The sequence below is a fragment of the Listeria booriae genome, from assembly GCF_000766865.1.
GTDB lineage: Bacteria > Bacillota > Bacilli > Lactobacillales > Listeriaceae > Listeria_A > Listeria_A booriae.
The window spans coordinates 255,358-274,879 of record NZ_JNFA01000025.1; the positions used below are offsets into that span (position 1 = coordinate 255,358).

Annotated in this window: 23 protein-coding genes; 3 read left to right on the top strand and 20 right to left on the bottom strand. The window is 42.2% G+C overall.

Annotated features, from left to right (window positions below; translation table 11 throughout):
• Nucleotides 1–28 precede the first annotated feature (28 nt).
• The 15 genes from EP57_RS12425 to EP57_RS12495 form a co-directional block, all read right to left on the bottom strand.
• Nucleotides 29–943 carry a nucleotidyl transferase AbiEii/AbiGii toxin family protein gene (locus tag EP57_RS12425; protein ID WP_052167675.1) on the bottom strand — a complete coding sequence of 305 codons (915 nt, stop codon included), beginning with the start codon at nt 941–943 and terminating at the stop codon, nt 29–31.
• Complete coding sequence (locus EP57_RS12430; protein WP_036087186.1) at nt 924–1,565, bottom strand: DUF6088 family protein; 642 nt, start codon at nt 1,563–1,565, stop codon at nt 924–926. Before EP57_RS12430 ends, EP57_RS12425 begins: the two co-directional genes overlap by 20 nt.
• Before the next feature lie 66 nt (nt 1,566–1,631).
• Nucleotides 1,632–1,937: a thioredoxin family protein gene (locus tag EP57_RS12435; protein WP_052167676.1), complete on the bottom strand. Its 306-nt coding sequence runs from the start codon at nt 1,935–1,937 to the stop codon at nt 1,632–1,634.
• Between the two features lie 73 nt (nt 1,938–2,010).
• On the bottom strand, nt 2,011–2,388 hold the full coding sequence (gcvH, locus tag EP57_RS12440) for a glycine cleavage system protein GcvH (protein WP_036087188.1): 378 nt from the start codon (nt 2,386–2,388) through the stop codon (nt 2,011–2,013).
• Nucleotides 2,389–2,415: 27 nt separating this feature from the next.
• On the bottom strand, nt 2,416–2,769 hold the full coding sequence (locus EP57_RS12445; RefSeq protein ID WP_036087189.1) for an arsenate reductase family protein: 354 nt from the start codon (nt 2,767–2,769) through the stop codon (nt 2,416–2,418).
• A 130-nt stretch (nt 2,770–2,899) separates the two neighbouring features.
• Nucleotides 2,900–4,075: a rod shape-determining protein RodA gene (rodA, locus tag EP57_RS12450; RefSeq protein WP_036087192.1), complete on the bottom strand. Its 1,176-nt coding sequence runs from the start codon at nt 4,073–4,075 to the stop codon at nt 2,900–2,902.
• Between the two features lie 92 nt (nt 4,076–4,167).
• Nucleotides 4,168–5,322: an FtsW/RodA/SpoVE family cell cycle protein gene (locus tag EP57_RS12455; protein WP_036087194.1), complete on the bottom strand. Its 1,155-nt coding sequence runs from the start codon at nt 5,320–5,322 to the stop codon at nt 4,168–4,170.
• A 172-nt stretch (nt 5,323–5,494) separates the two neighbouring features.
• Complete coding sequence (locus tag EP57_RS12460) at nt 5,495–6,292, bottom strand: ABC transporter ATP-binding protein (protein ID WP_036087196.1); 798 nt, start codon at nt 6,290–6,292, stop codon at nt 5,495–5,497.
• The gene (locus EP57_RS12465; RefSeq protein ID WP_036087199.1) at nt 6,289–7,284 is read right to left on the bottom strand and encodes a FecCD family ABC transporter permease; all 996 of its coding nucleotides are present in this window, start codon (nt 7,282–7,284) and stop codon (nt 6,289–6,291) included. Before EP57_RS12465 ends, EP57_RS12460 begins: the two co-directional genes overlap by 4 nt.
• Nucleotides 7,284–8,264 carry an ABC transporter substrate-binding protein gene (locus EP57_RS12470; protein WP_036087200.1) on the bottom strand — a complete coding sequence of 327 codons (981 nt, stop codon included), beginning with the start codon at nt 8,262–8,264 and terminating at the stop codon, nt 7,284–7,286. Before EP57_RS12470 ends, EP57_RS12465 begins: the two co-directional genes overlap by 1 nt.
• A 62-nt stretch (nt 8,265–8,326) precedes the next feature.
• Nucleotides 8,327–8,824 (bottom strand): GNAT family N-acetyltransferase, encoded by a 498-nt coding sequence (locus tag EP57_RS12475; RefSeq protein ID WP_036087201.1) that lies wholly within the window; start codon nt 8,822–8,824, stop codon nt 8,327–8,329.
• 78 nt (nt 8,825–8,902) lie between these two features.
• Nucleotides 8,903–9,661, bottom strand: a complete 759-nt coding sequence (locus tag EP57_RS12480) for a MerR family transcriptional regulator (protein ID WP_036087202.1) — start codon at nt 9,659–9,661, stop codon at nt 8,903–8,905.
• 75 nt (nt 9,662–9,736) lie between these two features.
• The gene (locus EP57_RS12485) at nt 9,737–10,306 is read right to left on the bottom strand and encodes a YdcF family protein (RefSeq protein ID WP_036087203.1); all 570 of its coding nucleotides are present in this window, start codon (nt 10,304–10,306) and stop codon (nt 9,737–9,739) included.
• Nucleotides 10,307–10,317: 11 nt separating this feature from the next.
• Entirely contained in the window at nt 10,318–10,905 is a 588-nt protein-coding gene (locus tag EP57_RS12490; protein ID WP_052167677.1) for a VanZ family protein, read from the bottom strand.
• A gap of 139 nt (nt 10,906–11,044) precedes the next feature.
• On the bottom strand, nt 11,045–11,851 hold the full coding sequence (locus EP57_RS12495) for a YwqG family protein (RefSeq protein WP_052167678.1): 807 nt from the start codon (nt 11,849–11,851) through the stop codon (nt 11,045–11,047).
• Between the two features lie 126 nt (nt 11,852–11,977).
• Here EP57_RS12495 and EP57_RS12500 point away from each other — a divergent pair, with 126 nt between their 5' ends.
• Complete coding sequence (locus EP57_RS12500; RefSeq protein ID WP_036087204.1) at nt 11,978–12,532, top strand: GNAT family N-acetyltransferase; 555 nt, start codon at nt 11,978–11,980, stop codon at nt 12,530–12,532.
• A gap of 32 nt (nt 12,533–12,564) precedes the next feature.
• Here EP57_RS12500 and EP57_RS12505 read toward each other — a convergent pair whose 3' ends face one another.
• Genes EP57_RS12505 through EP57_RS12520 form a run of 4 tightly spaced genes read right to left on the bottom strand, consistent with a single transcriptional unit; the run spans nt 12,565 to nt 16,203 of the window.
• Nucleotides 12,565–13,506 carry a siderophore ABC transporter substrate-binding protein gene (locus EP57_RS12505; RefSeq protein ID WP_052167679.1) on the bottom strand — a complete coding sequence of 314 codons (942 nt, stop codon included), beginning with the start codon at nt 13,504–13,506 and terminating at the stop codon, nt 12,565–12,567.
• 57 nt (nt 13,507–13,563) lie between these two features.
• Nucleotides 13,564–14,322 carry an iron ABC transporter ATP-binding protein gene (locus tag EP57_RS12510; RefSeq protein ID WP_036087205.1) on the bottom strand — a complete coding sequence of 253 codons (759 nt, stop codon included), beginning with the start codon at nt 14,320–14,322 and terminating at the stop codon, nt 13,564–13,566.
• Entirely contained in the window at nt 14,319–15,260 is a 942-nt protein-coding gene (locus EP57_RS12515) for an iron chelate uptake ABC transporter family permease subunit (RefSeq protein WP_036087206.1), read from the bottom strand. Before EP57_RS12515 ends, EP57_RS12510 begins: the two co-directional genes overlap by 4 nt.
• Complete coding sequence (locus EP57_RS12520) at nt 15,253–16,203, bottom strand: ABC transporter permease (RefSeq protein ID WP_036087207.1); 951 nt, start codon at nt 16,201–16,203, stop codon at nt 15,253–15,255. Before EP57_RS12520 ends, EP57_RS12515 begins: the two co-directional genes overlap by 8 nt.
• Before the next feature lie 384 nt (nt 16,204–16,587).
• Between EP57_RS12520 and EP57_RS16995 the strand changes: the two genes are divergently transcribed.
• A complete protein-coding gene (locus tag EP57_RS16995) occupies nt 16,588–16,758 on the top strand; it encodes a hypothetical protein (RefSeq protein WP_159101533.1) in 171 nt (56 codons plus the stop codon).
• Nucleotides 16,759–16,779: 21 nt separating this feature from the next.
• Here the strand turns inward: EP57_RS16995 and EP57_RS12525 are convergent, their stop codons facing one another.
• Nucleotides 16,780–17,034, bottom strand: a complete 255-nt coding sequence (locus EP57_RS12525) for a lipopolysaccharide assembly protein LapA domain-containing protein (protein ID WP_077916861.1) — start codon at nt 17,032–17,034, stop codon at nt 16,780–16,782.
• A 374-nt stretch (nt 17,035–17,408) separates the two neighbouring features.
• Here EP57_RS12525 and EP57_RS12530 point away from each other — a divergent pair, with 374 nt between their 5' ends.
• Nucleotides 17,409–19,505 carry a BglG family transcription antiterminator gene (locus EP57_RS12530; RefSeq protein ID WP_036087208.1) on the top strand — a complete coding sequence of 699 codons (2,097 nt, stop codon included), beginning with the start codon at nt 17,409–17,411 and terminating at the stop codon, nt 19,503–19,505.
• The last annotated feature ends 17 nt before the right edge of the window (nt 19,506–19,522 follow it).

The following is a 19,522-nucleotide window of genomic DNA, read 5'->3' on the forward strand; positions in this document are numbered from 1 at the left end:
CGAAACAAAGTTGGTCAGCACCAAAAAATTAACCAACTGGCAACTGGTCCTCTAGCAATCCAATTAGTTTTTCCTTCACCACCGCATACGGCACATCCTCTTGCACAAGCTGTTCCGTAATTCGCTCATAATCTTTCCGATAGAAATCCGTCGTTAACAACTGTAACAATCGCGCCCTCACAGGAAAACCAAGTATCGCCGATGGATTCTGCTTTAAATCACCAGCCAATTCCCGTCGCACCTCTTCAAACAGCGCTCTCACCCCATCCAAAGCCAACGCAGACCCACTACTCATCTTATAAAGATCATACAAATGCCTGGAAAAGCCCTCACTTTCCCCTTCCAAATATCGATCCAGCACCGCAAAAATTTTATCCACAAACGTCCGTTCAAGCGACTGTACCCGCATCAAAAAAGGAGCCAATTCCGGGAACTGCACAATGACATCCTCCCTTTGAATCGACTCCAAATACTCATAAATATAGTTCGAGATGGCCCGCTCTTCAACCGGATATGGTGTATAATGTGCAAAAGTTTCCACTAACAGATGATTCTTCAACGTAGTACTAACATACATAGGATCAAAAGCTACCTCATACCGATTAAAACGCCTTCTAGACATAATTTTATCCAGATTCTCTATTCGCAAATCTAATAACGTGATTGTTTCTAAAATCGTGTTCTTTGCCTTCTTCAACTCCGTATTCTGCAACCTAACAGAAAAAGTTAAATCAATATCTTCCGAAAAACGTTGAATCACATGATACGCTTTTGACAACGATGTCCCGCCTTTAAAAACTAAATTAGGCAACTCATCACGTAAGCACCTCAGAAGTAACGATACATAATAATCCTTCTCGACAACAGCTTCCGGCAAATGCTTCACTTGACTAGTCGCAACAATAAGCTGGTTAAAAACTTCCTTATTTTCGTATAAGTGCATCCAATAACCCCGATTCTAATAGTTCTTTTGATGTCTTACTGGGATATTCTGAAATAATTCGTATCACTTCATCGTTAGATAGTGTTACATCGGCTAGATACTTGCGCACCTTCTCGTTCATTTCTTTACGACCCACCTCTACAAAAGCAAGGTGTTCAGTTAACAAATCAAGAACCTGCAACACTTTATAGTTACCTGGCGTAACTGGGACACGTGGTTTGCGCAACAACAATTGTGTTACTTTAAGCGTCACATTTCGCTTCTTACTCGCACATTTCATCGTCACAATTTCTTGTACGTACGGCACTTGCGTCGTCAGCTGAATCTGATTAGCAAATGTGCCACCCGAGAAATAGCCGTATCGCTTATTCTTGTCCTTGACATACTTACGCTCAATCACAACACGTTCACTAAGCAATGTCTCCTGCTGAAGCAACTCACTCCACTTCGGAAAATAGTAAATACCTTCTGCAAAACGTGCCAACTCTTTTCTGGCTACCAGTCGATTCATGCTACGTCTCAAACTATCTCTAGACATCCCAAATGCTTGCTCCCCCATGTTGTTTGCTACTATCGGCTCTTCATAACCAAACTCTCGTAGCAAAACATCTCGTATTCCCAATTATTACACCTCCTCATCCGTCCTCGTCCTCATTATACTACATAAAAAGTCAAAAATCGAGACATGTCATTTTTTCAAAAACTCATAAACGTCTATCAAATTTCCTAATTTATAACTGACTTCCGCAAGTTCACCGTCTTTAAAAGACAGCAAAACAGGCACATTCGTAATTTCCCACTGCTCCGCCAACTCTGGCACATAATTCAAATCCATTTTTCCAATCAACGTGTTTTCCAGCGTCTCGTCCGCCAAATCAACAAGTTTCATCGCTTGCTGACAACCTAAACACATTGGCGTGAAAAAATAAAGCGCAAAATCAGCTTGTTCTGCCAAGTTTTGCGTTAATTGTTCTTTATTCCAAATTGCTACCATTCTATATACTCCTCACTTCATAAGAAAAGAAAACCCTCTTGCCAAACGAAGAGGGTCTTCTATGTACAACGTATTAGTCTAATGTTTTCTCGTAATCATCCGCAGAAAGTAATGCATCGATTTGTGCTGCATCCACGTCTTCTACTTTTAGTAACCAGCCGCCTTCATATGGTGCTGAGTTAATCAATTCTGGCGCGTCTTCTAGCTCTTCATTGATTGCTACGACTTTCCCAGTGATTGGTGCGTAGAAATCAGATACTGTTTTAACAGACTCAATGCTTCCGATAGAATCGCCTTGTGTAATCGTATCGCCAACTTCTGGTAATTCAACGAAAACGATATCACCTAATTGATCTTGCGCAAAATCCGTAATGCCAATCACGAATTTGCCACTGTCATCTTTCACCCATTCATGCTCTTCTGAATAACGTAAATCCTTTGGTAAACTCATTTTACTAATCCCCCTTCAAGTCAGTATTTACTTCCAGTTTTCTACAAATTCACTTTCTTTGAAGCCCAGCGTCACTTTTTCACCATTTGTAACGATTGGTCTCTTTATTAGTTTACCATCTGTTGCGAGTAATGTAAACGCTTCATCCTCTGTCATTTGGTCCACTTTATCTTTCAAGCCCAATTCGCGGTATTTAATGCCACTTGTATTAAAGAAACGGCGAATTCCTAGTCCACTGTTTTTCCACCACTGCTGCAATTCTTCTTTCGTTGGTGGCGTTTCAATCATGTCAATTTGATTATAGTCCACCTTGTTGTCATCAAGCCACTGTTTTGCTTTCTTACACGTCGAACATTTCGGATACCAGTAAAAAGTTATCATCCCGTTATTTCCCCTCCAATTCATGTAATGCTATCTCTATCATAATAGATTTCCAATGTAATCACAAATAGTTCCCTAAAAAAAACGTAAAAAAAATCACCCCATCCAGTCAGACAAGGCGATTCTTCTATTATTCTGCGAGTTTCTCTTCTTTCACCGTAAACATCGATTTCTGGTAATTGTACCTGATTCCGAGGACCAGACCAATTGCCATCATGTTCCCCAGGAGCGCACTCCCTCCGTAACTAATAAACGGCAACGGAATACCCGTAATCGGTAGCAAGCCGATGTTCATACCAACATTTTCAAGAACGTGGAACATAATCATCATGACAACGCCCGTACAAATATACGAATAAAACGGAATACCGACATCCAGCGCCACACGAATAATTTGGTAAATCAACAAGAAATAAATCGCCAGCAAAATACTAGCACCGACAAAACCAAAATCACCACCGATAACCGTAAAAATAAAGTCATTATGGTTTTCAGGAATCGCGATGGCATTATAACCAGCACCGTTTCCGCTAATTTGACCAGAACCAATCGCCGTCATCGCTCGAAGCACCTGATAACCGCCGCCTTGAGGATCAGACTCTGGATTAATCCACGTATGAATCCGCTCAAACTGATACGATTTAAAGCCCAGTTTCACAAGCCAACTCTCATGATACAACACGAGATATAGCAAAGATCCGCCAATCGCTACAATCGAACCATAAATCGGCACAATCAACTTCCACGTAATCCCTGAAACCAAAATCATCCCAGACATTATCGCGATAAATACAAGTCCAGTACCTAAATCGGGTTGCAACATAATCAATCCAATCGGTACGAGTGTGAACATCCCCATTTTAACGAGTAGCCAAAAATCATATTTGACGGTATGCGTTCGGAATTTCCGATTGTGATCCCAAATAACTTTTGCAAGTACGACAATTAGGATTACTTTCACGACCTCAGAAGGTTGCAGATTTCCTAAAAACGGAATGATAATCCAACTTCTCGCCCCATTTACTACTTTCCCAAAAAACAATACGAAAACCAACATCAATAAACCTAAACCATAAAAATAGTAGGCCCATTTCGTTAGTCGTTCGTAATCCAGCTGCATGATAACAAAAATCGCAAAGCCACTCACCACAAACCAAACGGCTTGCTTCACTACGAAGTTGGCAGTGTATTGCTCATTCGTCAATTGCGCGCTGTAGATCGAAATCATACTAATCAAACATAATAGCATCAAAGATAAGACGATGCCATAATCAATTCTCGCAGATATTTTATTTCGCGAATTCATTCTTTACGCTCCTTACTGGATGGAATAACGGTTCTATTTCGAATAAGCCTTCAGCAATACTCCCACTGTTTCCCCATACAGTTATAAAAAATTTACACAAGACTAGCAGCCATCTTAGGCGCATTGTATCGTGCAGATAAGACAAGTCCAATCGCCATTAAACTTCCGAGCATCGCACTCCCGCCATAACTAATAAATAGTAGCGGAATCCCCGTAATCGGTAACATCCCAATGGTCATCCCGATATTTTGCAACACATGGAAAAAAATCATCGACACCACACCCGTACAAATATACGAATAAAAAGGCATGCCGATATCCAGTGCAACTCGAATAATTTGATAGACTAATAAGAAGTATACCACAAGTAAGGCGCATGCACCAACAAAGCCAAAATCGCCGCCAATAACGGTAAAAATAAAATCATTATGGTTTTCCGGAATTTGAATTGCTTCGTATCCAATGCCACTTCCTGTCAACTCTCCAGAACCTATTGCCCGTATGGAATACAGTAATTGCATGCCTGTGTTTAGCGGGTCTTTTTCTGGTTGGAGCCAAGAAGTAATGCGGTTAAATTGATATTTCTCAAAGCCAAGTGATGTTAGGATGGCTGGATTATAAATAACTAATAAGACGAGACTCGTTCCAAGCACGGCAATAGAGCCGAATATAGGTAATAATAAACGCCAAGTAATCCCTGATATGAAAATCATCCCGACGGTAATCGAGACTAGCACAAGTGCAGTTCCCAAATCCGATTGTAACATAATTAAAGCTATCGGCGCTAAGGCCATGAGACCGATTTTTATAAACAAGATAAAGTCGCTTTTTAAAGTTCGAACTTGTTGCTTTTTTATATTGTCCCAGATCAGCTTTGCAAGTGCCACGATGAGGAAGCTTTTCATCAGCTCTGACGGTTGGATATTGATACTTTGCGTGCCAAGCCAACTGTGTGCACCATTTCGCTCAATTCCAATGACTGGCGCAAAAACTAATACTAGTAGGAACAGGCCTGCTGCATATAAATAATAGGCAAAATACTGGAGTCTATCGTAGTCGAAATACTTCATAATAATAACAATTAATCCTGCTCCAGCACCTAGCCAAATAAGTTGCCGAATAAGAAAGTTTGACGCATATTGATTATTAGTTAAACTCGCGATATAAATCGCCGCAATACCGATAAGACATAAACACATCACTAAAAGTATAATCGAATAATCTATTTTTGTCTCTTCCTGATTCATGCGCTTTCCCCCTGTCATTCTAAGTTATGTCAGCTGTTTTATTATATAAAATTTTGTGTTATTTAGGAAGCTTTTTTAGCGAATTCTAATCTAGCAAAAAACGGCTTTGGCTAGCAAAACAAGGTACTGTCTCACTTATCCAAAACCGTCTTTATAAATCTTTAAATTATCTTTAACTTTGCGTGTGAAATTTCGTTGAAGCAATCGGCAAAACACGCAAACCATTTTGGGTTTGGTGAATTTCTGCTTCGATTTTGAAAATGTCGCGTAATAGTGTGTGTGTGAAAACTTCTTCTGGTGTGCCGACTTTTTGAATGGTGCCGTCTTCGCATACCACGACGTGATCGCTGTAGCCTGCCGCTTGGTTTAAGTCGTGGAGGACAAGGATGATTGACATGTTGAAATCACGATTTAATTTGCGAAGCAGGTCGAGTAATTCTAGTTGATGCGAGATATCGAGGTATGTTGTTGGCTCGTCAAGTAAGAGAATCGGTGTTTTTTGTGCTAGAGCCATGGCTAACCATGCGCGTTGTTTCTCGCCGCCAGATAAGGTGTGGAGTGGCCTGTACGCTAAGGCTTCTAGGTTACAAACTTCCATTGCCCAGTCGACTGCTTCTTCGTCTTCTTTTTCCATTGTGCCGAGCCATGATTTGTAAGGCATGCGGCCATAGCTGACTAGGTCGCGGACGACAACATCGATGAGGCCGTCTGGTGATTGGGATAGCATCGTCATTTCGCGAGCTAGTTTTTTGGCGCTAATAGTGTGGATGTCTGTGCCGTGAAGCATGATTTTGCCGTCATTTGGTGCGAGTAAGCGCATGATGAGGCGCAGTATGGTTGACTTCCCTGAACCGTTCGGGCCAATGATGGTTGTAATTTTGCCTTCGGGGATTTCTAGGTCTAGGTTGTTAATGGCGAACGAGCGGCGGCGGGTGAAACTGACATTGGTTAGTGATGTGATCGCGGTCATGAGGCAACCCTCCCTCGTTGTAGTAGGAATAGGAAGAACGGTGCGCCAATCATGGCGAGTAGGATGCCGACGGGTAATTCGATGGAGCCAAACCAGCTACGTGCAGCTGTGTCCGCGAAGCCAACGAGAAGTGCGCCACCGATTGCTGACATTGGTAGTAAGAACCGGTAGTCATTGCCGATGATAAGTCGGAAAATGTGTGGCACGACAAGGCCAACAAAGCCAATGAGGCCTGCGACGCTGACGGCGACACCGCTTAGAAACGCGGCTAACATGATGATGAAAAAGCGATGTTTTTCAACGGAATAACCGAGTAGTTTTGCGGCATCGTCTCCTAGTAGTAGTACGTTGGATGAGCGAATCGCGAAAATGCTGAGAACGAAACCGACAAGCATGTATGGCAAAATAAGATTTAGATGGTACCAGCTTTTTCCGGATAGCGTTCCTGTCATCCATGAGATGATACTCTGCACGCGGTTGCTGTAGAGGACCATGATTCCTGATGTCATCGCGCCGATAAAGGCATTGATGGCGACACCGGATAAAATAACGCGAAGTGGCGCTACGCCTTTGTCCCAAGCGACCAAATAAATAAGTAATGCTGTGCCGAATGCCCCAAGGAACGCGCCTAACGGGACAAATTGGCTGAGCGATGGTAAGACGATAGTTAAGATAATGGCTACAAGTCCGCCACCTGCTGAAACGCCGATAACGCCGGGGTCTGCGAGTGGATTGCGCATGACGCCTTGTAATAGGCAACCTGCGATGGCTAGTGCTGCTCCGACGAGAAAGGCAATGAGCATTCGTGGTAAGCGCAAATTCCAGACGAGTTGAATCGCCATGTCATTTCCGCCACCCGTCAATGTTTGCCAGACTTCGCTATAGCTTACTTTGACCGAGCCGGTTGTTAGGCCGTAGAAAAAGACAACGATTAATAGCAAAATCGTGACGCTAAATGTGATGATTCTTCTTTTTTTTCGTGGATCGTGCATTACTTCTGAACCTGATTCAGTTCATTCGCCATGAAGTCCAAGGCTTTTGTAATTCTAATTCCAGGATTCGTACCAAAAAGATCTGCGGGAAGCACCACAATGTTGTTATTCTTCACAGCGGTTGTGGAATTCCATGCGTCATTTTGTTTCATTTCTTTTTGAAAAGCGATTTCGGTTTCCTTCTCGTCACCACCGTGGATCATCAAGAAAATGACTTCTGGGTCTGCTTGCACGATTTTCTCGATATTGAGTGATGCGTATTGTGGGAAATTCTCGACGCCTTTAAAATCCTTGGCAACATTGACTCCGCCTGCTTTTTCGAGGATATCTCCGCTTAAAGAATTCGGTAATGCTGCATAATTACTTCCTGGTGCGCCAAGTATGAGTAGCGCGCGAACTGCCTTTCCTTTTTGTTCTTGCTTTATTTCAGCAACTTTCGTATCGATTTCTTGTTGTAATTTCGTTGCATCTTTTCCGAGTAACTGAGCCAAAATGGCTTCTTGTTTTTTTATATCCGCAATCGAGTTGGCGCCTGTTAAAACGACTTGGGCGCCGATGCTTTCTAACGCTGGGACATCTTTTAAGTTCTGCTCTGAGCTTGCGACAATGACGTCCGGAGTTAATGATGCGATTTTTTCTAGGTTAAGATCGTGGGTATTGCCGACTTCGGTTGCTTTTAGCGCAGCGCTTGGTTCCACGCCACTCGCATCCATCGTTTGGCGTCCAACAACGGACCCGCCAAGTGCATAAACAATCCCCATATCGGAATTGGTAAGTGTAATGATTCTTTCTGGTTTCTTCGTAAAATGAACCGTTCTGCCAGCCATGTCGGTTAAGCTTAACACGGCGTCTTCTTTTGCGACTTTTTGTTTGTTACTTGTTTCATTTGTGGTGTTAGAAGAAGCGACATCTTTTGGGCCGCAAGCAGTTACGAGAACAAGAAGTAACGACATCATGCTTATAAAAATAATCTTTTTCATGCTTTCCTCCTTTTTTGCGCTACCTCTATTGTACTAAAGATACATAGGAATGTCTTGCTTTTTTAGTAATAAAGATAGTGTGGCATGTCGACACAGCGATAGTATTTCACATAGCGCTTATGTCTAGTCATACCAAGGCGTTCTGCGACTTTTTGTGAAGCTATATTCGTGTCGCGAATCGTGCATGTGACCTGCTCTGCTTTCATCGTTTCTAACGCATACTTCTTACAGGCAAGCGCTGCTTCTGTGGCAAAACCTTGATGCCAAAACTTACGCTTTAATAAATAGCCGATTTCAAGGACTTCTTCGTCTTCCACGCGCTGCATTGTTAAGCCAACTTGCCCGACAAAATCCCCAGTTGCCTTCTCGATTACCGCCCACAAGCCAAATCCCCAACGTTCGTAATTATCTTGTTGCTTATTGAGCCACTCTTGTACTTGCGCATCCGAGAAAACACCTTCGTACGCCGTCATTGTCTCTTCATCTTGCAATATGTCGCATAAATCCGCATAATCCTGCTGATCTAACTCGCGGAAAATAAGTCGTTCTGTCTCTATCAATTAAAATCCCTCCAAACTACAAAAAGGCCTCCGCATCAATGTTTGGAGGCTACTTTTCTATTATAACTTTTCTAGTGCTTACTTGCTAGTGAAAATCACGATAGCATCTCGTAAAAAGGCGGCAAGTCCTGGTTGATCTTTGTCGTAGTATGCCGTGAAGCGCTCGTCGTCCACAAACATTTGTGCTAGTCCTGCGTGCGCTTCTTTGCTGTACGTGTCCCAATAAGTGGACAGCCATTCTTTGTGCATCGCCGCGACTTCCTGCGCTTTTTCACCAGCTGGGTCTCCCGTCTCAAACGCCTCAGCCAATTCCACTAAAATAGTTTCTGCTAAACGATTGACGCGCTCCATCTCGGCCTCACTCATGCCTTTTAATTTCGCGTTAGACTTGTTTATCTTGTCATCGCCGTACTTCTCACGAATTTCCGTGCCATACTTTTCTTCGTTCTCATCTATCATTTTCTGCTTGAAGCCTTCGAATTTTTCTTGGTTCGTCATTGTTATTCTCCTTTCTGAATGCGCGATGGATTTCTCCACATTGCGAATCAGTTCGTCTAATTGTTTGCGTTTATCAAGCAGTTGCGCGCGATGCGTTTTCAGCGCTTCTGTCTCGTCAAAATCAGGTTGTTCTAGAATCGCCTTGATTTTGTCCAAACCCACATTCATTTCACGATAAAATAAAATTTGCTGCAAGCGGTCCACTTCGTTTTGTCCATAAATGCGGTATCCCGACGAGTTGATTCGTGCCGGCTTGAGAATCTCAATCTCATCATAATATCGCAACGTTCGTGTACTGACTCCTGCAAGCTTTGCTAATTTTTGCACCGTGTATTCCATGTGCGCCACCTCCTTGATAACTACACTTTACACCTTGACGTAACGTGAATGTCAATAACTTTTATAAAAATTTTTTTACCAATCAAAAATCCAAGCATACGTGACGGATAGAATTTCGCGTGGTACTCCTTTTAAAAGGGCGAATTTATCCGTCTGTGAAGGTAAGCCGGTAGCGTCAATATTTTGGCGTCCTGCCAGCATGAGCGCGCGGTATACGTGATATTCACTTGTCACAATGACGGTTTTGCCTAAATCGAATTTTTCTTTGCTATATTGCAGATTTTCTTCGGTGCGCATCGACTTATCTTCGACTTTGATTCGCGACGCTTCGACACCCTTATCAATTAGATATTCCTTCATCACACTGGCTTCTGTTGCCGTTTCATCCGTTCCTTGCCCGCCAGAAACAACAACTTGCGCCTCTTTATTTTTTTGAATAAAAGGTATCGCCGCGTCCAATCGTTCTTGCAAAACTGGCATTGGTGTTGCGGGATCGCCTTTTACTTTTGCACCTAAGATTAATATCGTATCTGGATTTGCTGCGGGTTCGGATTGCGTGCCGCTGTATATAAAGCCGAGCACAACGCCAACATACACGATTCCAATTCCAATTATCGCAAGTATTATCTTCTTCCATATCCGCATGACTCATCCACTCATTTCTGTTCTGTGGTCGTTTGTTTCACCGTAAAAATCCGCATGATTGCGTAGCCAAACATAATTCCTGATACGTTCAAAAATACATCTCCAGTATCAAAATACCCTACATGCATGATAAATTGCAAACTTTCTACTGCAAAAATCATCATCCCTGCTAAAAATAGTGCAGTAAGTGGTGATTTTCTAAATAACAAGAATCCAATTGGCGCAAAAGCTAGCACATTCCCAATCGTAATCACCCGCAAGTTTCCAGCCATAAACGTATCGATAAACCCGAATGTGTCACTCGAAAAACCTTGCGCACCAGACGCTTTTCCAAAAAGTAAAACAAGCATTATCGCAAAATAAATCGCGTAAGTAAGTACTAATAATCCTTTATTAAGTTTCCAGTTGACAAGTTGCACTGCTGTAAAGTAAAGCAATAACGCCGTCACACCAACTGTTATATATCCCATGTGATTCACTGTCGCCATCACATCTGCTAAATAAAATTGTAACCATCCTTGAAACCAGAAATAATACATCATGACTGCTATACAAAGAGATAGCACAGGTAACACCGTCCAAATCGTTAGCTTTTTCATTTCTATCTCCTCCATTTCGTTTTTTATAGCATACCATCCAAGAATCAAGGCTTACTAAATACTTTTTAAAGAAATGTTAAGTTTTCGCATATCAAAAAAGCTTAGAAACCCATCAAAAAGTCTCTAAGCTCTTCAAAAATCAATAACAGTCCCAATTATACATCACATTCGTGAAATCTCTTTGCTTCAAATCCTCGCGATGAATAAAGAAATTACCGACGCCCATGTCGCCCCACATAATCTCATCTCCCGAATCCAATTGAAACAACAATGTATCATGATGCGCCGTCTCCTCACCAAGTCGCGGATCTTCCTGCGTGAAAAACGGCGAGCCACCGAGCTGACTACTTGAACTACTGACCAATTCATATAATTTATCGAATTTCGCCGAGTCCTCATTTGTCCATTTATCCGTCACCTCATAAAAAGTCGCGCCATACGCCCGTTCAAAATCATAACTTTCCTCCAAAATCACCTGCTTCGTGATCTCCCCGCGCAAACGAAACACGCCGTCTACAACCGGATAAAATTCATCGCTCACCGCTTCAAACAAAGCATCCTGCTCCTCCTCAGAATAACTATCCGCATCCATCGTCTCAAAATACAACACGCGAAAACCATTCTGCTTCGTCTGATCATCAAAATCAAGCCCCGTCAAATCATCCAAATAATCAATATAAAACGCTAACAATCCCGTCGTCGGAAAATCAGCCAAGTCCGGCATCTCCGCGAAATTCACCTGTGCCAAAAGCGACAATGGCCCGCCATCCTTATTCCGCGGATAATCCATCGTTTTCGGTAAATAGCCACGGCCACCAGCTTTACTCACCGTCAAACCAAGCCCAGCCTCTTTCTCAACCGTAAGCGATATCCGTTCTTGTTCCGTCGCAAGAATCTGTTTCACAATTTCAGGCGTTACTAGTTTCTCCAGTTCATCTCTCAACATTTCAAAGCCCTCCACCCTTATTTTATAAGCTCATCATAGCATATTGCAGAAAATTTTCAAAATAGGGTTTAAAAGCCCTTACATCTATGCTAAAATGAGCAACAAACCAAGAAGGAGTGAGGATTTATGGAAAGCTACTCATACGTGTTAGCAGAGCACCAAACGATTCAAACGGAACGCCTTATTTTGCGTCCAATTACTTTAACCGATGCACGAGATATTTTTGAATACGCCTCGGATGAAGATAATACGAAATTTGTTTTTGATACACATCCTGATATTGATCATACGCGCAAGCAAATCGCCGAATACTTCGTAGCTACACCGCTTGGAAAATACGGTATTACGCTCGCTGAAACGGGCAAACTTATTGGCACCATTGACTTGCGAATTGATACAACAGCAAAAAGTGGCTGCCTAGGCTATGCGCTAAATAAAGCATTTTGGGGCAACGGCTACATGACCGAAGCAGGATTCGCGTTGCTGGACTTGTCTTTTAACAAGCTAGAATTAGAACGCGTTTTTGCGACACATGATGTTTGCAATCCAGCGTCTGGAAAAGTGATGCAACGCCTTGGTATGACATACGAAGGAACATTGCGGAAGAGCCGATTAGCGAAAAAAGTACTGGTGGACGATGCGTATTATTCCATTTTAAAAGAGGAATATATAGCCAAATAAAAGAGCCATAGCTTCGCGCTACAGCTCTTTTTTTATTTCAAACTATCGCCAACTTCTTTCACCATTTCAGCAACAGATTCTAATCCGCCACCTGACAAATACCAGTATTCCGGATTTAAATACACAATATGATCGTTTTTATACGCATTTGTCTTCTTCACAAGTTCATTTTCTACTACAGATTTCGCTGAGGATTCGCCGCCTACTGCCGCGCCGCGATCAACAACGTAGATATAATCTGGATTTTTTTCTGCGATGTATTCAGACGAAACGCTTTGACCATGTGTTGATGCTTCGATATTAGGATCTGCTGGTGTAACGCCAAGTACATCGTGAATCAGGCCGAAGCGCGATCCAGGACCGTAAGCACTCATTTTGCCATCATTGGCTAGTAGGATAAGACCTGTTTTGCCTTCTGGAACGCTTGCTTTGACGTCAGCGACTTGTTTATCAATCGCATCTAATTGCTTCTTCGCCTCGTCTTCTTTTCCAAAAATGCTCGCGATAGTGTTGACGTTCGTTTGGAAAGACTTCATGTAATCTTTTGCGTCCACGCCTTGATAAATCGTTGGTGCAATATCGGAAAATTTATCGTAAGAATCGGATTGGCGACCGGAAATAATGTTTAAGTCTGGTGCCGCCTCGTTTATTTTTTCAAAGTCAGGTTCTTTTAAACCGCCAAGATCTGCGTATTTATCCGCCGCAAAATCATTGAGGTATTTCGGTAAAGATTGTTTCGGCAAGCCTGCTACGTTGTTAGATAAACCTAGTGCTTGCAACGTATCCAATGTTCCAAAGTCAAAAACAACGACTTTTTCTGGATTTTGTTTGACTTTCGTTTCGCCAAGCTCGTGTTTAATTGTTAGTTCCTTCGCTGTCGTTTCCTCGTCCGCCTTTGTTTTCTCATCCGTGCCACATGCAACGGCAAATACCGCTAAAAGCATCAACATTGCTGCCATTAGTAATTTCTTCATCTACTTTAACCACCCTTATCTATTTTTTAACCCCTTACTGTGCTAATTTCACCTCCTTTATTTGAAATACACGCCAATTCGATTATCGTTTATAAGCGCAATCGGAATCGGCATATCAAAAACTTCCTGCAATACCTCTTCTTGAATCATCTCTGTAGTCGCACCGTGCGCAATGACTTCACCATTTTTAAGCGCCACAATGGAATCGGAATAACACGAAGCAAAATTAATATCGTGCAAAACAAGCAACACCGTTTTATCTAACTCATCGACCAACCGCCGCAAAAGTTGCATAATCTGCACGGAATGTTTCATATCTAAATTATTAAGCGGCTCATCTAGCAAAATATAATCTGTATTCTGCGCAATAACCATCGCAATATAAGCGCGCTGTTGCTGACCACCACTTAGTTCATCAATATATCGTCCAGCTAAACTAGTGAGTTCCATGTATTCCAGCGCCATCTCAATAAACGCCTCATCTTCTTTCTGAAGACGTCCCTTCGAATGCGGAAAACGACCAAATGCCACCAAATCCCGCACCGTTAAGCGCATTGTCACATGATTGCTTTGCTTCAGGATCGACAACCGTTTTGCCAGCTCATCCGATTTCCAATCATCCAGCGCCACACCATCCACATGCACCGTTCCACCGTCCGCCTTCATCAGCCTCGCCATAATCGAAAGCAGTGTACTTTTTCCTGCACCATTCGCGCCGATGAAAGACACAATTTGTTTTTCTGGAATCGCCAAATCAATGTTTTGAAGCACCGCTTTTGCCCCGTAATTTTTGCCGATATTTCGCACTTCAATCATAATTTCGCCCCCCTCAAAAGCAAATACAAGAAATAAACACCGCCGCACAAGTTAATAATGACACTGATTGGCGTATTAAAATGGAAAATCCGCTCCGCCAAAAGCTGCCCACCCACGAGCGCCACTAAGCTAATCAGACTCGCTCCAATCAACAACTCTGCATGCCGATGTGTCCGCAAGAACTGATACGCCACATTCGCTACAATCAAACCGAGAAACGTAATCGGTCCAACGAGTGCAGTCGCCACAGAAACGAGCACCACAATCACCATCAATAGTCGCTTCACCATTTTGTTATACGGAATGCCTAGATTCACCGCTTGATCCTTGCCCAGCGCCAATACATCCAAATACTTCACGAACGGCCATAAATACCCAATCGCTGCTATAAAAATCACAATCGCCACAACTAAAATCGACGTATTCACATTGTTAAAACTAGCAAACATCTTATCCTGCACAATCTGGAATTCATTCGGATCAATCAACATCTCCATAAACGACGCAAAACTCGAAAACAACGTCCCACAAACAATACCGACTAACAACAAGAAATAAATGTTCCGTCCATTCCGCTTAAACATCAACCAGTACAAAACAAATGCAAAACCCATCATTAGCAGTACTGACAAAAAGAAATTCCAACGCCCACTTCCAAGCCGCATCAACGCCTGCGAGCCAAAAATAAAAACAAGTGATGTTTGCAACAACATGTACAGCGAATCCAGTCCCATGATCGACGGTGTTAAAATCTTATTTTGCGTGATAGTTTGAAACACAACCGTCGAAACCGCAATCGCCACACCTGTAAACACAATCGCTACTAGTTTCGTCGACCGGAGTGTAAGCGCGAACGCGGGATTTCCGCCCATAAACAAAAACAAATAACTAGCCATCAAAATCACAACAATACCTGCTAAAATCCAATTTTTACGCATACGCTTTTCTCCTCATTAGCAGATAAATAAAAATCGCGCTCCCGATAATCCCGACCATCAGGCTAATCGACACCTCGTAAGGGTAAATAATGACCCGCCCCAGCACATCGCAAAAAAGCAAAAATGTCGCGCCAAAAACCGCCGTATCAAAAAGCGTCTTCTTCATGTTATCGCCCCGATAAATCGAAACAATATTCGGCACAATCAGCCCCAAAAACGGAATCATACCAACCGTCAGAACAACCGAAGCCGTAATAAACGCCACAATTACTAAACCAATCCGCATAATCGCCTTATAAGAAAGTCCTAAATTCCGCGAAAACGTCTCGCCCATACCAGCAACCGTAAACTGATTCGCATACAAATACGCAATTACCAGCAACGGCACCGCCACATAAAGCAGCTCATACCGCCCTTTTAGAACCATCGAGAAATCGCCTTGCAACCAAGAAGAAATGTTCTGAATCAAATCGAATTTATACGCAAAAAATGTCGTAATCGAACTCAAAATCCCGCCAAACATCAAACCAACAAGCGGAATAAAAATCGTATCTTTAAACGGAATCCGTTCTAATATTTGCATAAAAATAAATGTTCCCAATAATGCAAATAAAAATGCCACACCCATTTTCACTAACGGACTCGCCGTCGTAAACACAAGCAACGATACCAATATTCCAAGCCGTGCCGCATCCATCGTCCCTGCTGTCGTCGGCGAAACGAATTTATTTTGCGTTAAACTTTGCATAATCATGCCGCAAATACTAATGCCAGCACCTGCTAATATAATACTCACTAACCGCGGGATTCTACTTATCCAAATAATATCCCATTGTTCGCTCGTCAACGTAAATATATGTATGATAGAAATCTTCTGTACGCCAACAAATACCGATAATAGCGCCAGTATCACAAAAACAACAAGAAGAATCGCCCTCTTCAAGCAATCACCCACCTTTTATAATTGAGAATGATTTTCATTATCGTTTATAAATCCATTCTAAAGGATAAAAAATCAGATGTCAATAACATGTTGCCATTTGAGCAAATAAAAAGTGTTTGGGGCATAACCTAAATAAATCGGCGACAAGCGCTCGCATTCCGAGAGTTTGGCGGACTTCCGGTTCTCACATACACAAGTATGCTCCGCTTCCGGCTTCCACCAAACTCTCGGAATACAAACGCTTTCGCTCGATTTGTGTAAAGCCAAACTTTTCATCCTACCCAAAGTAAATGGCTCGGCGGTTTTGCTTTAGCTTGAGTTTTGTCCCAGTCTTGTTTTAATTTACCGATTTGGGGTAAGGAACAAGAAAGGAGGTTTTAAAAAATGACCAATTCTAAGAAAAGTCAGACCTCACAAGCGATTCACACCCCGAAAATAAGTGACGCTCTGCCACACGAAAAAGAGAAGAAACCATTCGCGGAGAACATTCATGGGAAGCCGCATCAACAAACACACGATTCCCATCAACAGTTCCATCGTAAAATTTTAAAATAATCGGTAATCTCCGAAAGTCGCTTATTTTTGGCTTTTGGAGATTTTTTGTTGTCCACCAGTTGCCAATTTGCGTTTTTTCCGTGTGCGGTAATAATTAAAGCAAATCACGAGTAGCGCACCTGCCACAACCGAGCCTAGAATAACAATGATTAGCGGCCACTGCACAGTCCAAAACATGAGTTGTACATCCACCGTTCCCATATTTGTCGTACCGAAAACAATAATTAAAATTGCAATAATAATACCGACGATTACTTGCCATTGAACTTTCATCATGCGTCCCTCCTTTTCTCTCTAGTATACCCGATTCTGCCAAAAACAAAAATACATAACTGCCTAAATTTGCTTCTCTCTTGCCCGTTTTAGTAGAATAAAGAATGTACTAATGAATACACTCATAACGAGTTTGATATTAATTTCACAATATTTCTATTACCTAATCACCTATAACCCATTGCCTGCCAATCGATATCACCTAAAACTGATGCACTCATTTTGTGGCTTGATATAACTTTGTCCAACTTTCCATTTTTAAATCTGGACAAATTAGCTATTTGTTTATATTGCTTAAATGTAGAGCGAGTCATAAGATAAAGGAGAGGAAAGGCGCACTGCTTTCATAGGAATTTTTCGCGAAAGGAAGAAGCATAATGTACCTATCTGCACGTTCACGAATCATTTTAGAAAAAATCTTGGCGGTACAAGGTGACATCTCGATTGCGCAATTAGCCTCGTCACTTGACGTCAGCGAACGAACGGTCCGGCGCGATTTGAAAGAAGTCGCTGGAACGTTACAAGAATTCCAATTAACACTCGTCAAACAAGGCGGCCGACTCACTGTCAAAGGGCTAGCGACACACCGCGAACATATTAAACGCAACATCCTAGAACTGACAACAAACGATTTCACACCTGCCGAACGTCAACAAACGTTGTTACGCGTCCTTTTAAATGCCTCTGAACCGGTGAAACTGATTGCGCTGGCTAACAAACTATCGGTAACAGTAGCAACGGTGAGCAGTGATTTGACGCGGTTAGAAGAAGATTGGAACGGCAAAATCCACATTGCTCGCAAACGCGGAATCGGTGTTGTTTTAGAAGCTAGCATCCTTGAAAAGCGCGAATTGTTGTGGGAACTGCTTCTCATGACCATCCCGAAAGTCAAGCTATACCGCATGTTCCGAGACATCCTTGACGAGAAATACGACACAATCAACGAAAAGCTAACCGATTTTATCGACATCACATTGTTACAAATGTGCGACCCGATTATTAGCAAATGGATGAAAAAACTGTCCTACGAAATCAGCAACGACTCCTACATAAACCTACTTACTTACCTAACTATCACGGTGCAACAAATTTCAAAAGGCAAAATCGTCGGAAATAACAGTGGAAATCATATTTTCTTACAAGAATATCCCGAGTTTGATATTGCCGAACGTATTTTGCGTGATTGTTTGCCTGATCTTCCCGAGATTCCTGAGAGTGAAGTTACCGAGCTGACAATGCTCGTGCTGGAATCAGAAATTCGTACTGGCCAAGATGTTTTTTATCGCAATGAAAAAGTCCAAGCAATTCGGATCGCCAAAAAACTGATTTCCCGTGTCGCCAAAGAAATTGATACGCCGCTATCGCAAATCGCCATTTTAAAAGGTTTGACGGAGCATATTCAATATTCGATTATTCGTTTGAAGAAGAAGATGCCGATGAGTAACCCGCTTTTAGAAATGATTAAAGCTGAGTTTCCTGAGCTTTTCCAAATCGTGCATCGGGCCGCAAGTGAGGTTTATCCTTTCTCGCAAATTCCGGAAGAAGAAACTGGTTTTATCGTTCTTCATTTTGAAGCTGCGATTATTCATTCGGAGAACATTCGCCCGTATAGCGCATTGATTGTGACTTCGCGCAGTAGCGGTATTAATACGTGGCTACAAGCGAGATTTAGAAAGCGCTTACCCAAATTGAATAAGATGAAGTTTATTACACCGATTGATTTGATGAAAGAGAGCAATTTGGATAAATACGACTTGATTCTCTCGACATCTCACTTGGAAAATTTCACGCATGACTATCAATTTATTAGCATTTTCTTTACGGATAATGAAGTGAACGCGATTGACGCAAAGCTTGAAAACATCGCCAGCCGCAAACAAAGTGAAGCCTTCCCTGCGGAAATCACATCCACGACAGATTTTGAAACGGCGTTATCCAGTTTGACCGCCATGCAACGGTATTATGACTTGATTATTGCGCTGATTCAGGCGACGTATTTAACGACAAGTAGTGTGATGACGCGGAATCGTGAAGATAATTTACGCGCATTTAGTCAGGAAATGGCGCAACATACCGATTTCACTGCGGACAATCTTTATCAACAATTAAATCAGCACGAACATAAACGCAAAGTGTTAGCCTGTGGTTCCAATACCGCGATGTTCCTCATTAACACCGATGTTGCAGCGGCTTCGATTCATATTTTCAGCTCGAAGCACAATATCGAACTACACATTGCGAACGAAGGCAAAACCAATATTTCGAACATCATTGTTTTTCTACTCCCAACAACACTGACAAGCGAAGAAATCGAGATTTTTACGTACCTCGTAACAATGCTTGCAGAAGATGAAACCGCAACAACCATAATCGAATCTAGCCAACTTGAAAAAATGCGTAACATGATTCTTGCAATCCTTCAAGAATTTTTAGAACAAAAAAACATCCGACATATTCGCACAATTGGCTACTGACCTTAGGTAACACCGTG